Source organism: Xanthomonas sacchari, assembly GCF_040529065.1.
In the GTDB taxonomy this organism is placed as follows: domain Bacteria; phylum Pseudomonadota; class Gammaproteobacteria; order Xanthomonadales; family Xanthomonadaceae; genus Xanthomonas_A; species Xanthomonas_A sacchari.
The window spans coordinates 3,229,018-3,242,423 of record NZ_CP132343.1 but is presented as its reverse complement, the minus strand read 5'-3'; the positions used below and the strand labels follow the sequence as shown (position 1 = coordinate 3,242,423).

Below are 13,406 nucleotides of genomic sequence, written 5' to 3'. Positions count from 1 at the left end.
GAGACGCACGCGTTTCGGCTAGGACTGCTGTTCGGTCTTGGGCGTGTCTTTGCCGGAAGGGGTGGCGGGTTGTGGCGGAGCAGGTGCTGCGGCGGGTGCCGGTGGCGGGGCCGGCGGGTTCGGCGCGGTGGGCGGTGCTGGCGGGACGGCGGGCGTGCCCGGTGTCGCGCTTGCTGGCGTCGCGGGCGGCGGCGTGATCGGCATGGAGGCAGGCACGGTGGGCGGGACGGGCGGCAATAGCTGCGCCTGCGGTTGCAGCTTCAGCAGGGCCGACCAGTCCTGGCGGTTGACGTCGCACAGCTCCTCATGGCCGGGCGTGCATTCGAGGGCGGCGCCTTCGTCGTTCTGCTCCTGCGCCAGCGGCGCGTCCAGTTGCAGGCGTCCGCTGCGGTCCAGCTTCAGCTTGCGCATGGTCACCGCGTTGAACACGTTGCCGCCGATCAGGTACAGGGTCTGGTCGCCGCCGACGTTGGCCGCGACCACGATGTCGCAATGCGATTCCCACGGCAGCGGGCGGCCGCGCGCCAGCGCCTCGCGCAGGCCGGCGGCGCCGACCGGCTGCCGGCGTCCGCGCAGGAAGCACAACAGGTCGCCGGGGGCGGGTTTTTCCTGCTGCGGGTCGGCGTAGCGGTAGGGCAGGCCGTCGGCGCCGGCCTGGTAGGCGGCGCGGATGTAGTCGATATGGCGGATCGAGGTGCGGAAGCCGGCCACGCCGGCGCGCACCATCACGTAGGACACGAAGGCCGCCGACCACGGATTGTCGACGATGAAGGCGCGGCAGTCGTTCTCGCGGTAGCGCGATCCGTCCAATTGCTGGCAGCTCACGGCGCCGTCGATTTGCCCCATCGCGCCCAGTGTGCCGCTGTCGCGCCAGTAGGCGGCGACGCGCTGCCAGGCTTCGATGCCGTCGTCGGCAAGGTCGGCGCGTTCGGCTTCGGTGACGCGCAGGCCGGCCAGGCGGCCGTCGCGATCGATGAACGGGCGCCACCACAGCCGGTGTTCGTTGCAGGCGGTGCGCACGATCGCCACCGCTGCCGGGGTCAGGCCGAAACGCGGCGGCAGATCGCAGACTTCCGCGGCCGCGGCGCGGCCGGCGGGAAACAGGGCGGCGGCACACAGCAGCGCGAACCAGGGGCGGAACATCGGCGAACTCGGCGGGGAGAGGAACGCGCAGCGTCGCAGAGCGGCGTCGGCGGTGCCGTGAAGTGTAGGGAGTCTGTTCGGCGATGGGTCGATCGCGTGTGCCGCGTCGGCCTGACACCCGTGCATGTGGCGCGCCGCGCCGTTTCGCGGCCTGATTGGCGGGCTGCTGGCGCGATCCCGCGGCGGCTGGAGGCGTCGACGTCGGTATCGCGGCGCGCTGCGAGGGTGCGCGTTGCTGGCCTGGGAGGTGCCGCAGCGGCGGCTCCCAGGCCAGGTGCCGGTCGTTACTGCGGCGGCGTTCCAAGTTTCAGCGACAGATCCACGGCCTGCACATGCTTGGTGAGTGCACCGATGGAGATGCAGTCGACGCCGTCCTGCGCGATCGCGCGCACCGCCTCCAGGTCGACGCCGCCGGAGACTTCCAGCGGAATCGCACGGTTGAACGGTGCGGCTGCGGCGATCGCCACCGCGGCGCGGCGCTGTTCCGCGGTGAAGTCGTCGATCAGGATGCGGTCGCAGCCGGCCTGCAGCGCTTCGCGCAACTGCTCCAGGGTTTCCACCTCCACCACCAGCGGCAGCGCCGGCCACTGCGCGCGCGCGGCGGCCACCGCCGCGGGCAGCGAGCCGGCGGCGTGGATGTGGTTTTCCTTCAGCATCACCGTGTCGTACAGACCGATGCGGTGGTTGTCGCCGCCGCCGCAGCGCACCGCGTACTTCTGCGCCAGGCGCAGGCCGGGCAGGGTCTTGCGCGTGTCCAGGATGCGCGCGCCGGTGCCGGCGACCGCGGCCACGTAGGCGGCGGTGGCGGTGGCGGTGGCCGACAGGGTCTGCAGGAAGTTCAGCGAGGCGCGTTCGGCGCTGACCAGGGCGCGGCTGCGCCCGTGCAGCAAGGCCAGCACGGTGCCGGCGGCCACGCGCTGGCCTTCGGCCACCTGCCAGTCGATCCGAACCTGCGGGTCCAGCGCCTGGTGGCAGGCGTCGAACCAGGGCCGGCCGGCGATCACCGCGTCCTGCTTGCAAAGCAGGTAGGCGCGGTCGGCGCGGTCGGGCAACAGCGCCGCTGTGACGTCGCCGCTGCCGAGGTCCTCGGCCAGCGCACGCGCCACATCGGCGGCGATCAGGTCAGCGGCGGGCGCCTGCGGCGGCGCCGTGTCGCGGCTCATTTGGCCGGGAAGTCGGCGAGCTGGGCGGTGCCGATGGCTTCTTCGGCCAGCAGCACCGGGATGCCGTCGTCGACGCGGAACACCTGCTTGCGGTCGCGGGTGATCAGGGCTTCGCGCAGCGGTTGCGCCTGCGCACTGCCGTCGGCGCGCTGCACGCCGCCGGCGGCGATGGCGCGGTTCAACGCCTCCAGGCCGCGCGCCTCCAGCAGCGCCAGCGGTTGGCGGGTGTCGGGCGAGCACAGCAGGTCGAGCAGTTTGCGGTCCATCCGGTCTTCGTCTTGCGTGGAAGACGGCTAGAATACGTCTTTAAGGCAGGGGACGGCCATGACCTCCAAGCAAACCGCGCCGCTCGTCGGCATCGTGATGGGTTCCCGCTCCGACTGGGAGACCATGCAGCATGCGGCGCAGAAACTCGATGCGCTGGGCGTGCCCTATGAAGTGAAGGTGGTGTCGGCGCACCGCACCCCCGATGTGTTGTTCTCCTATGCCGAGCAAGCGGCTGGGCGCGGCCTGCGTGCGATCGTGGCCGGTGCCGGCGGCGCTGCGCACCTGCCGGGCATGCTCGCGGCCAAGACTGCGGTACCGGTGCTGGGCGTGCCGGTGCAGTCCAAGGCGCTCAACGGCATGGACTCGCTGCTGTCGATCGTGCAGATGCCGGCCGGCATTCCGGTGGCCACCTTCGCGATCGGCAATGCCGGCGCGGCCAACGCCGCGCTGTTCGCCGCGGCGATGCTGGCCCACGACCACGCCGAGATCGGCACCGCACTGGGCGACTTCCGCCAGCGCCAGACCGACGACGTGATGGCCAAGGACGATCCGCGCCAATGACCACCGTCGGCATCCTGGGAGCGGGGCAGTTGGCACGCATGATGGCCGTGGCCGGCGTGCCGCTGGGCCTGCGCTTCGCGCTGCTGGATCCGGCCGCCGATGCCTGCGCCGGGCAGATCGCGCCGCTGCGGGTCGGCGACTATGCCGACGAGACCGCGCTGGCCGCGTTTGCGGACGCGGTCGACGTGGCGACCTTCGATTTCGAGAACGTGCCCGCGGCCAGCGCCGGTTGGCTGGCCGGGCAGGTGCCGGTGTTCCCGAGCCCGGATGCGCTGGCCGTGGCGCAGGACCGCCTGGCCGAAAAGACCCTGTTCCGCGAGCTCGGCATCCCGGTGCCGGCCTTCGCCGCGATCGAGACGCGCGCCGATCTGGACGCGGCGCTGGCGCAGGTGGGCACGCCCTGCATCCTCAAGACCCGCCGGCTCGGCTACGACGGCAAGGGCCAGTTTCGCATTGCCTCCGCCGCCGATGCCGATGCGGCCTGGGACGCGCTGGGCGCGCAGGCGGCCAGCGTGGGCCTGATCGCCGAGGCGTTCGTGCCGTTCCAGCGCGAAGTCAGCGTGGTGGCGGTGCGCGGCCGCGACGGCGAGTTCCGCACCTGGCCGCTGACCGAGAACTGGCATGTGCACGGCGTGCTGTCGGCCAGTCTGGCGCCGGCGCAGGCCGATGCCGCGCTGGAGCAGGTGGCCGTGGCGCATGCGCGTGCCCTGGCCGAGCGGCTGCAGTACGTCGGCGTGTTCGCGCTGGAACTGTTCTGCCGCGACGGCGAACTGCTGGCCAACGAGATGGCCCCGCGCGTGCACAACTCCGGCCATTGGACCATCGAAGGCGCGGAGACCTCGCAGTTCGAGAACCACCTGCGCGCGGTGCTGGGGCTGCCGCTGGGCTCCACGCGCATGCGTGGCCATGCCTGCATGCTCAACTGGATCGGCGCGATGCCCGACGCCGCAGCGGTCCTGGCGCAGCCCGGCGGGCATTGGCACGACTACGGCAAGGAGCCGCGCGAAGGCCGCAAGGTCGGCCACGCCACCCTGCGCGAGGACACGCCTGAGGCGCTGGCGCAGGCCCTGCAGACCGTGGGCGCGCAGTTGCAGCGCGAGACCCAGGTCGCCCCGGTGATCGCCGCCCTGCGCGGCGAGCGCTGAACCAGCAGCACGCGGCCCAGGCGACGCCTGGGCCAGGCAGCGGCGGCCGCCGCTCCTGCGACTCCCCAATCCCGACTCCCCAATCCCCGCTCACCGCAGATTGGACGCCGCGAACTCCCAGTTGACCAGCTTCCAGAACGCCTGCAGATAGCGCGCGCGGTCGCCGGGATGGTCGGTGTAGTAGGCGTGTTCCCAGACGTCGCAGGCCAGCAGCGGCGTGTCGTCGCCGGTCAGCGGGGTGCCGGCGTTGGCGGTGCTGACCACGGCCAGGCTGCCGTCCGGACGCTGCACCAGCCAGATCCAGCCGGAGCCGAACAGCGCCAGCGCCATGCGCTCGAACTCGGCCTTGAACCGGGCCACGTCGCCGAAGCTCTTGGCCAGGCGCTCGCCGAGCGCGCCGCCGGGTTCGCCGCCGCCGCGCGGGCGCAGGCCGCGCCAGTAGAACGCGTGGTTCCAGACCTCGGCCGCCTCCTGGAACAGGCTGCCCTGGGCGCGCCGCAGCAGGTCCGGCAGCGCCAGCTCGGCCAGGTCGCTGCCGGCCAGGCGCGCATTGAGCCGTTCCACCAGGGCGCGCTCATGGGCGTGGTGCTGTTCCACCGCGGCGGCGGACAGATGCGGGGCCAGCGACGCGGCGGCGTAAGGCAGGGGAGCGAGTTCGATGGGCATGGATCCTCGGGAGGTTTCGGGTGCGTGTCGCGGTACTGCCGCGCGCAGGGCTTACACTATGCGGCTACGCGAGAGTCTAGCCGACCGCCAAGGTCGTTCTTTCGCCCCAGCAGGAGAGAACCCGCATGCAGGTGATGGAGCGCATCCAGGCCGACGTCGAACGCCATCCCATCGTGTTGTTCATGAAGGGCACGCCGCAGTACCCGATGTGCGGCTTTTCCAGCCGCGCGTTGCAGGCGCTGCTGGCTGCCGGCGCCGACCGCCTGCACACGGTCAACGTGCTCGACGAGCCGGAGATCCGGGCCAATTTGCCGCGCTATTCGAACTGGCCGACGTTCCCGCAGCTGTTCATCCATGGCGAGCTGATCGGCGGCTGCGACATCACCATGGAGCTGTTCGAGTCCGGCGAACTGCAGCGCATCGTCACCGAGGCCTACCAGTCGTGAGTGCGCCTGCGTCGCCGCAGGCCGGCGCGCTGGCGCAGCGGGTGATCCTGGTCAGCGGCGCCGCCGGCGGGCTTGGCAGCGCCGCGGCGCTGGCCTGCGCCCAGGCCGGGGCCACCGTGGTCCTGCTCGGACACAAGCCGCCGCGCCTGAACCGGGTCTACGACGCGATCGCCGCGGTGGGTGCCGCGCCGCTGCTGTATCCGCTGGACCTACTCGGCGCCACCCCGCCGGACTACGCGACCCTGGCCGAGCGCCTGCAGGGCGAGCTCGGGCGCCTGGACGGGCTGCTGCATTGCGCGGCGGACTTCGCCGGGCTGACCCCGTTCGAGCATGCCGATCCGGCGCAGTTCGCGCGCGCCCTCCACGTCAACCTGACCGCGGCGGCCTGGCTGACCCAGGCCTGCCTGCCGTTGCTGCGGCAGGCCGAGGATGCCGCGATCGTGTTCGCGGTGGACGATCCGGCGCGGGTCGGCCAGGCCTACTGGGGCGGCTACGGCGCGGCCCAGCACGGCCGCCGCGGCCTGCTGGCGAGCCTGCACGGCGAGCTGGCGGCCTCGCGCGTGCGCGTGGCCGGGCTGCAGCCGGGCCCGATGCGTACCGCCTTGCGCGCCCGCGCCTACACCCATCAAGAAGACCGCGACGCGGTCGACCCGGCGCGCTACGCCGGGGCCTGCGTCGAACTGCTGTCGCCCGCCGGCGCCGCGCACCGCGGCGCGATCTGGAATCCCCTGGCATGACCATCCTGTCGGCAGCGCTACTGCTGTTCCTGATCCTCGACCCGCTGGGCAACATCCCGGTGTTCCTCAGCGTGCTCAAGCCGCTGCCGGCGCGGCGCCAGCGCATCGTGCTGGCGCGCGAACTGTTGATCGCGCTGGGCGTGCTGATGGGCTTCCTGTGGGGCGGCAAGTACGCCCTGGAAGTGATGCACCTGCGCCAGGAATCGGTGGCGATCGCCGGCGGCATCGTGCTGTTCCTGATCGGCATCCGCATGATCTTCCCGCGCCCGGAAGGGCTGATGGGCGAGATTCCCGACGGCGAACCCTTCATCGTGCCGCTGGCCATCCCGCTGGTGGCCGGCCCCTCCGGCATGGCCGCGGTGATGCTGATGGGCAGCAACGAGCCGACCCGGCTGGGCGAATGGAGCCTGGCGCTGATCCTGGCCTGGCTGGGGACCTCGGCGCTGCTGTTCTCGGGCACGCTGCTGTACAAGCTACTCGGCATGCGCGTGCTGACCGCGGTCGAGCGGCTGATGGGCATGTTGCTGGTGGCGATCTCGGTGCAGATGTTCCTGGACGGGATCAGCGCCTACCTGAAGCTGCCGATCGCCGGCTGAGCGGGCGCGCCCGCCGCCGCGCGTCTCCGCTCGCTGACGCGTCTTGCCTGTCGCCGTGCGTCAGCGCTGCGACGTACCGCGCGTCTGCGGCAGTCCGATGACATGCGCGGCGCTTTTTTGTGCCCGCGCGTGTCGGGGCGTGGCGGCACATTAAGTTCTCGTCAACGCCCTGGGCATATGCGGGCGAAATAGCCTGCTTACCCTGGCGCCTTCCGATGCGGTAGGGGACGGTGCGCCAAGGGCGCGCCGGGTCGCCTGCCGTCTCTGCCGCTCCCCGCTTGGTCCCAGAGGCGCTTGCCCGATGACGTTCCGTTCCACACCGCGTGTTTCCCCTCTTTCCCTTGCGCTGGCCACGGCGTTCGCGGCCCATTCCGCCTTCGCCCAGGACGCCGGCAGCGAGTCGGCGCAGCGGGTCACCGCCTCCAGCACGTCCAATACCACCGCCGCGTACGAGACCAAGCGCGTGCAGCAACTGGACAAGGTCAACGTCAGCGCCGACAAGAGCAGCTACGTCCTCGGCGGCGGCAACATGACCGTGCAGACCGCCAGCAAGGCGATCTCCACGGTGACCCGCGAGGCGATCGCGCAGGCGTCCGGCGGCAGCAACTTCACCCAGATGATCGATGCGATCCCGGGCGTGGACGCCTCCACCAGCGACGTGACCGGCCTCAACAACGGCAACTACAGCCTGCGCGGTTTCGATTCCTCGGCGATCGGCATCACCGTCAACGGCGCCCCGGTGACAGACAGCGGCAGCTATTCGGTGTATGCCACCGAATACGGCGATGCCGAGAACTACAACGACATCACCGTCACCCAGGGCACGCCGAACGTGGACCAGCCGGAGATGGGCGCCACCGGCGGCCAGATCGCCTGGTCGACCATCGATCCCAGCCATGCGTTCGGGGTGGATTTCAACCAGAGCTTCGGCAGCAACGACTACCGGCGCACCTTCGTGCGGGTCAACACCGGCGATACCGGTCCGCTGCGCTCGTGGGTGTCGTATTCGACCAACAGCGCGGACAAGTGGAAGGGCAATGGCGACATGTCGGTCGCAAAGATCGACGGCAAGAGCGTGTGGGACATCAGCCCCGGCAACTCGATCAGCGCCTCGTTCCAGTACAACCGGCAGTCCAACTACTCCTACAACACCGCCAGCAAGGCGCAGCTGGCCAGCGACTACGCCTACGACTACAACGACACCTGGGGCGGTGGCACCACCTCCGCCGACCAGTCCTACTGGAAGCTGCGGCGCAATCCCTACAGGAGCCTGCTGGTCAGCCTGGATGGCGAGTTCACCCTCGGCGACACCCTGCGTCTGTCGGTGGTGCCCTACGTGTGGTGGGGCGAGGGCGGCGGTTCCAGCGCCGCGTCGGTGTATCCGTCCACCAGCAGCAGCAACGTCTATGGCTACGCCAGCGGCGTGAGCGGCAGCCGCGACGTCGACTACACCTACTCCTACTCCGCGACGGTGCGCCCGGGCGTGGTCGCCAAGTTCTTCCAGGACATCGGGATGGACCACAACCTGGTCTACGGCCTGTGGTACGACCGCTCGCGCAAGAGCCAGAACAGCAGCATCGTCAAGACCGATCAAAGCACCGGGCAGCCGTGCGATGTGTGGGCCGAGAGCGAGGGCTGCTTCCTGACCTATGCCGACGGCCAGGTGCAGCAGAGCTACCGCACCTACACGGTGACCGACGTGCAGAAGTACTTCATCCAGGACAACTGGACCCCCGCCGACGACTGGGCGGTCAACTACGGCGTGTCCTGGATCCATGCCACGCGCAAGGGCCACAACTACCAATGGCCCGACAGCACCAAGGAGATCGGCGTGGACTTCGACAGCAGCTACAGCAAGCTGCTGCCGGCGTTCGGCATCAAGTACGCGCCGGACAGCCGCTCCCAGTTCTACTACGGCGTCGCCAAGACCTTCCGCGTGCCGGCCACCAACTCGATCTCGATCAACCTGTCGGCGGCGCAGGAGATCCCGCAACCGGAATCGGCCTGGACCAACGACCTGGGCTGGCGCTACTACGGCGACCGCTTCTCGCTGTCGGCGATGCTGTACCAGAGCAACTACCGCAACAAGCAGATGTCCAGCTACGACCAGGCCACCGCGCTGACCACCTACATCTCGATCGGCAAGGTACGCATGCGCGGCTTCAACGGCGAGGCCAGCTACAACATCACCGACAACCTCAAGCTGTACGGCTCCTACACCTATACCCAGGCCAGGATCCTGAGCGACAGCCTGGCGGTGGGCACGTCCAAGGGCATCTACGACTATGCGGTCGGTGGCAAGCAACTGGCCAATACGCCGAAGAACCTGGCCAATCTGCGCCTGAGCTACACCATCGGCGATTTCTGGGTCGCGCTGAAGGGCCGTTACTCCGGTCCGCGCTACGGCGACTACATGAACACCGAACGGGTGGGGGGCTACACCACCTTCGGCGCCGACGCCGGCTATACCTTCGCCGACTGGGGCTGGCTGAAGAAGCCGTCGATCAAGCTCAACCTCTACAACCTGACCGACAAGCAGGCCGTCACCTGGGTCAGCACCAGCCAGGTGCTGGCGGCGTCCGGCGCCAGCGACTACCCGGACGTGGCGGCTACCGGCACGCCGTACTACTCCGTGCTGGAGCCGCGTGCGTTCGCGGTGACCGTCGGCGCCTCGTTCTGAGGCACTGCCAGCCCGCACCCGGGCTGGACCAGGCAAGACGCAAACGGCCGGGGCCATTGCCCCGGCCGTTTGCGTTTGCGGGCATGCGACGTCGGGGAACGTCGCCGGCCTGATCATGGGCGTGTGGATCCCGGGCCGGCATGCCGTCGGCCGCCCGGCGCCGGTTCGGCGGAATCCAGGGTGCCTCCTCAGGGCCAGGGCCACGGGGAGCAGGGTCTGGCGCCGGGCGCCGCCCGAGGACCGGATCGCGCCGGCCTCCCGAAACTGCCTGGTCGGTGGCCGAGCGGGGCGGGGGGGTATGGCACGCGGAAGCAGGGTGGGGCTGACGCCACCGCGCCGCCGACGCCTGGGGAGTTGGAGAGTGGGGGCCGCTCCGGTCACCGCGCTGCTGGCGTCGCGGCGCCACGCTCGGCCCAGCTGCCGCGCGCGGCGGCCTGGCGGGCGGCAAGCCCGTGCGCCTGTGCCAGGGCATGACCGGATGCGGTCAAAAAACTGGGATCCATGGCAAGTCATGTCCATTTGTGCCCGGTTGTCACGTTTCGGCAACAAATTGGCCCTATGGTGTTAAACTCATGTTAACCCTTGCGGGGAATCGGCAAGGGTGACCAGCCCCCATCCCGCGGCCGCGCGCCCGTACTCGCGCGGCACTGCCATGCGCATTTCGTCAAACTCCATCGAGGCTATTGCAATGATTCAACCCCGTCTGCGGATGTCCAAGCTCACCCTGGGCCTCGTTGCGGCGCTGGCCGCGGCGCCGGTGTTCGCCCAGAGCACCTCCGCCGGTGTCGGCGGCGTGGTGACCCATGGCGGCCAGCCGGTCGCCGGCGCCGAGGTGACCATCACCCACGTCGAGTCGGGCACGGTCAGCCGCGCCACCACCGACGCCGCCGGTCGCTACAACGCGCGCGGCCTGCGCGTCGGCGGTCCGTACAGCATCACCATCACCAAGTCGGGCGACGGCACCAAGACCGAAGATGGCGTGTACCTGAGCGTCAACCAGAACGCCACCATCAATGCCGACCTGACCGGCGACATGGCCGCGCCGACCACCCTGGAGACGGTCAATGCCGTCGCCGTGGCCACCGGCTCGGAAGTGTTCAGCGCCACCAAGACGGGCTCGGGCACCAACATCGGTCGCGAGCAGATCGAAGCGCTGCCGTCGATCAACGGCAACATCCAGGACTACATGCGCCTGGATCCGCGCGTGGCCTTCGTCGATCGCGCCTCGGGCACGATCAGCGCCGGCGGCCTGAATCCGCGCTACAACTCGATCAACATCGACGGCGTTTCGGCCAGCGACACCTTCGGCCTGGAAGGCAACAACATGACCACCCGGCGTCAGCCGGTGTCGATGGAAGCCATCGAAGCTATCGACGTCAACCTGTCCAACTACGACGTCAGCATCGCCAGCGCCGCCGGCGCCACCGTCAATGCGGTGACCAAGTCCGGTACCAACGAGTTCCACGGCTCGGTGTACGGCAGCTATCGCGATGGCGACTGGTTCGGCGACAACCCGGACGGCACCAAGTTCAACGGCTTCACCAAGGAGAAGACCTACGGCGCGACCTTCGGCGGCCCGATCGTCAAGGACAAGCTGTTCTTCTTCGCCAACTACGAGAAGTTCCAGCAGGATGCGCCGGGTGTCGACCTCGGCAGCACCGCGCTGGGCAAGGCCAACGCCAAGTACGGCATGGCCGACGTGACCCGCGCCCAGCAGATCGCCAAGAACTACGGCTTCGATGCCGGCGGCCTGGACAGCGACGGCAACACCGACCTGAAGGAATACGCGCTCAAGCTCGACTGGAACATCAGCGACAACCACCGCGCCAGCTTGCGCTACAGCAAGCTCGACCAGAGCAAGCTGCGCATCAACGGCGCCGGCAGCTCCAGCCAGGCCTCGCTGAGCTCGTACTGGTACCAGCACGAGAAGTCGGTCGAGAGCTATGTCGGCCAGCTGTTCAGCGACTGGTCCGAGAACTTCTCCACCGAGTTCAAGGTGTCCTACCGCGACTACTCTGCAATCCGCGTGGTGCCGACCAATGCGCCGAGCATCGCCGTGTACTTCGACGGCTCGGTCGCCAACCCGACCGGCGACGTGCTGTTCCTGGGCACCGAGACCAACTCGCAGGGCAACATCCTCACCACCAAGACCTGGAACTACTACGGTGCGGGCACCCTGACCCTGGACAACCACAACCTGAAGTTCGGCGTCGACTACAGCACCAACGACATCTACAACCTGTACGGCCGCAACAGCTGGGGCGTGTACACCTTCTTCGGCCTGGACAACTTCGCCAGCGGCCGCTGGAGCTCGTACCAGCTCAACCAGGAGCGTAGCCCGGGTTCGATCGCGGCCGACTACAAGAACAGCAACCTCGGCCTGTTCGTGCAGGACACCTGGTACGTCAACAACAACCTGACCCTGACCCTGGGCCTGCGTGGCGACCGTCCGCAGGTGAGCCCGGATCCGACCTACAACGCTGCGGCACAAGCCTACTTCGGCTACGACAATAGCAAGATCTTCGAGAGCGACTTCCTGATCCAGCCGCGTTTCGGCTTCAACTACACCTTCGACACCGACCGTCCGACCCAGCTGCGCGGTGGCGTCGGCCTGTTCCAGGGCGATGCGCCGCAGGTGTGGATCGGCAACAGCTACTCCAACACCGGCTTCAACTACAACGCCTACAGCTTCACCGCCTACAACCCGGCCCTGCCGTTCAGCGCCAACAAGGACACCCAGCCGATTCCGACCACGCCGGGTTCGGCGACCCAGGGCGTGAGCTTCGTCGGCAACGACTTCAAGCTGCCGTCGCTGTACAAGGCCAACCTCGCCCTGGATCACGAACTGCCGTGGTACGGCATCGTCGCCTCGGCCGAGTTGCTGGTGACCAAGGTCAAGGATGGCCTGTACTACAAGAGCCTGAACATCGGTCGCGTCAACAGCCCGGGCCAGGATCCGAGCCCGGCCTACTATGGTCCGGACGGCCGCGCGCTGTACTGGAACCCGGCCCGCACCGGCCGCCCGTGGGCGACCAGCGACAACCGCTACAACCGCAACAGCGCGTACAGCGACGTCTACCTGATCGACAACACCGACAAGGGCAAGACCCAGCAGTTCACCGTGTCGCTGTCCAAGCCGTTCAGCGAAGGCGGCGACTGGTCCTGGACCCTGGGCTACACCTATACCCACGCCACCGAAGTCGGCCCGCTGACCAGCTCCACCGCCAGCTCGGGCTGGGGCTACCAGTACGCCTTCAACGCCAACTCGGAAACCGAGAACCGCTCGCGCTACGAGATCAAGGACCGGATCTCCGGTTCGCTTGACTGGAAGCACATGTTCTTCGGCGACTACGAGACCCGCGTGGGCCTGGTCTACGAAGGTCGCAGCGGCCGTCCGTACAGCTACGTGTTCAACGGCGACGCCAACGGCGACGGTCGCAGCACCAACGACCTGTTCTACGTGCCGAAGGGTCCGGGCGACGTGCTGTTCGGCACGCTGAGCAGCACCGGTGCGTTCACCGCCAACCCGGCGCTGCAGCAGCAGTTCTTCGACTGGCTGGCCAAGAACCCGCAGCTGGCCAAGTACGCCGGCAGCTACGCCCCGGCCAACGGCTTCCGTTCCGGCTGGATCAACACCTTCGACGTGCGCATCACCCAGCAGCTGCCGGGCTTCTACAAGGGCCACAAGTCCGAGATCTGGCTGGATATCCAGAACGTGGGCAACCTGCTGAACAAGAAGTGGGGCCGGATCGAAGACTACGGCTTCTATGCCGATGCCCGCGTCGCCAACCTGCAGGGCATCTATCAGGGCAAGTACGTGTACAACACCCTGTACACCGACCAGCCGACGGCCGCCAATGCCGACGCCGACGGCTTCAACATCGGTGTGTCGCAGTGGTCCATGCAGCTGGGCTTCCGCTATCAGTTCTGATCGCGGCGCAAGCTGAAGCGTTGGAAACGGCCGGGGCGACCCGGCCGTTTTCTTTTTGCGGGGGCTGACGT

Annotated in this window: 11 protein-coding genes; 7 read left to right on the top strand and 4 right to left on the bottom strand. The window is 68.7% G+C overall.

Annotated elements, in window-relative coordinates; translation table 11 throughout:
* Window positions 1–18 precede the first annotated feature (18 nt).
* The 3 genes from RAB71_RS13630 to RAB71_RS13620 all read right to left on the bottom strand — a co-directional run bounded on the left by RAB71_RS13630 (window position 19) and on the right by RAB71_RS13620 (window position 2,572).
* Window positions 19–1,143, bottom strand: a complete 1,125-nt coding sequence (locus RAB71_RS13630; protein WP_010342121.1) for a DUF2272 domain-containing protein — start codon at window positions 1,141–1,143, stop codon at window positions 19–21.
* 284 nt (window positions 1,144–1,427) lie between these two features.
* Window positions 1,428–2,306, bottom strand: coding sequence for a carboxylating nicotinate-nucleotide diphosphorylase (gene nadC / locus RAB71_RS13625; RefSeq protein WP_041500124.1), 879 nt, complete (start codon window positions 2,304–2,306; stop codon window positions 1,428–1,430).
* Window positions 2,303–2,572, bottom strand: a complete 270-nt coding sequence (locus tag RAB71_RS13620) for a Trm112 family protein (RefSeq protein ID WP_010342118.1) — start codon at window positions 2,570–2,572, stop codon at window positions 2,303–2,305. The genes nadC and RAB71_RS13620 overlap by 4 nt, the downstream gene beginning before the upstream one ends.
* A 58-nt stretch (window positions 2,573–2,630) precedes the next feature.
* Here RAB71_RS13620 and purE point away from each other — a divergent pair, with 58 nt between their 5' ends.
* Window positions 2,631–3,134 (top strand): 5-(carboxyamino)imidazole ribonucleotide mutase, encoded by a 504-nt coding sequence (gene purE / locus RAB71_RS13615; protein WP_010342117.1) that lies wholly within the window; start codon window positions 2,631–2,633, stop codon window positions 3,132–3,134.
* Window positions 3,131–4,279 carry a 5-(carboxyamino)imidazole ribonucleotide synthase gene (locus RAB71_RS13610; RefSeq protein WP_010342116.1) on the top strand — a complete coding sequence of 383 codons (1,149 nt, stop codon included), beginning with the start codon at window positions 3,131–3,133 and terminating at the stop codon, window positions 4,277–4,279. The genes purE and RAB71_RS13610 overlap by 4 nt, the downstream gene beginning before the upstream one ends.
* Before the next feature lie 90 nt (window positions 4,280–4,369).
* Here RAB71_RS13610 and RAB71_RS13605 read toward each other — a convergent pair whose 3' ends face one another.
* Window positions 4,370–4,945 carry a superoxide dismutase gene (locus RAB71_RS13605; RefSeq protein WP_010342115.1) on the bottom strand — a complete coding sequence of 192 codons (576 nt, stop codon included), beginning with the start codon at window positions 4,943–4,945 and terminating at the stop codon, window positions 4,370–4,372.
* A gap of 125 nt (window positions 4,946–5,070) precedes the next feature.
* Here RAB71_RS13605 and grxD point away from each other — a divergent pair, with 125 nt between their 5' ends.
* From grxD to RAB71_RS13580, 5 genes are all read left to right on the top strand, one after another.
* Complete coding sequence (gene grxD / locus RAB71_RS13600) at window positions 5,071–5,391, top strand: Grx4 family monothiol glutaredoxin (RefSeq protein ID WP_010342114.1); 321 nt, start codon at window positions 5,071–5,073, stop codon at window positions 5,389–5,391.
* On the top strand, window positions 5,388–6,128 hold the full coding sequence (locus tag RAB71_RS13595; protein WP_041500291.1) for an SDR family NAD(P)-dependent oxidoreductase: 741 nt from the start codon (window positions 5,388–5,390) through the stop codon (window positions 6,126–6,128). Before grxD ends, RAB71_RS13595 begins: the two co-directional genes overlap by 4 nt.
* Window positions 6,125–6,724 carry a YhgN family NAAT transporter gene (locus RAB71_RS13590; RefSeq protein ID WP_010342112.1) on the top strand — a complete coding sequence of 200 codons (600 nt, stop codon included), beginning with the start codon at window positions 6,125–6,127 and terminating at the stop codon, window positions 6,722–6,724. The genes RAB71_RS13595 and RAB71_RS13590 overlap by 4 nt, the downstream gene beginning before the upstream one ends.
* A gap of 301 nt (window positions 6,725–7,025) precedes the next feature.
* On the top strand, window positions 7,026–9,404 hold the full coding sequence (locus RAB71_RS13585) for a TonB-dependent receptor (RefSeq protein ID WP_010342111.1): 2,379 nt from the start codon (window positions 7,026–7,028) through the stop codon (window positions 9,402–9,404).
* 709 nt (window positions 9,405–10,113) lie between these two features.
* Window positions 10,114–13,335 carry a TonB-dependent receptor gene (locus RAB71_RS13580; protein WP_010342109.1) on the top strand — a complete coding sequence of 1,074 codons (3,222 nt, stop codon included), beginning with the start codon at window positions 10,114–10,116 and terminating at the stop codon, window positions 13,333–13,335.
* The last annotated feature ends 71 nt before the right edge of the window (window positions 13,336–13,406 follow it).

Bases quoted from the DNA above. Each gene is read 5' to 3' on its own strand.
- purE (WP_010342117.1), top strand. From the start codon at position 2,631: ATGACCTCCAAGCAAACCGCGCCGCTCGTCGGCATCGTGATGGGTTCC.
- RAB71_RS13580 (WP_010342109.1), top strand. From the start codon at position 10,114: ATGTCCAAGCTCACCCTGGGCCTCGTTGCGGCGCTGGCCGCGGCGCCG.
- RAB71_RS13590 (WP_010342112.1), top strand. From the start codon at position 6,125: ATGACCATCCTGTCGGCAGCGCTACTGCTGTTCCTGATCCTCGACCCG.
- RAB71_RS13630 (WP_010342121.1), bottom strand. From the start codon at position 1,143: ATGTTCCGCCCCTGGTTCGCGCTGCTGTGTGCCGCCGCCCTGTTTCCC.
- RAB71_RS13610 (WP_010342116.1), top strand. From the start codon at position 3,131: ATGACCACCGTCGGCATCCTGGGAGCGGGGCAGTTGGCACGCATGATG.
- RAB71_RS13605 (WP_010342115.1), bottom strand. From the start codon at position 4,945: ATGCCCATCGAACTCGCTCCCCTGCCTTACGCCGCCGCGTCGCTGGCC.
- nadC (WP_041500124.1), bottom strand. From the start codon at position 2,306: ATGAGCCGCGACACGGCGCCGCCGCAGGCGCCCGCCGCTGACCTGATC.
- RAB71_RS13585 (WP_010342111.1), top strand. From the start codon at position 7,026: ATGACGTTCCGTTCCACACCGCGTGTTTCCCCTCTTTCCCTTGCGCTG.
- RAB71_RS13620 (WP_010342118.1), bottom strand. From the start codon at position 2,572: ATGGACCGCAAACTGCTCGACCTGCTGTGCTCGCCCGACACCCGCCAA.
- grxD (WP_010342114.1), top strand. From the start codon at position 5,071: ATGCAGGTGATGGAGCGCATCCAGGCCGACGTCGAACGCCATCCCATC.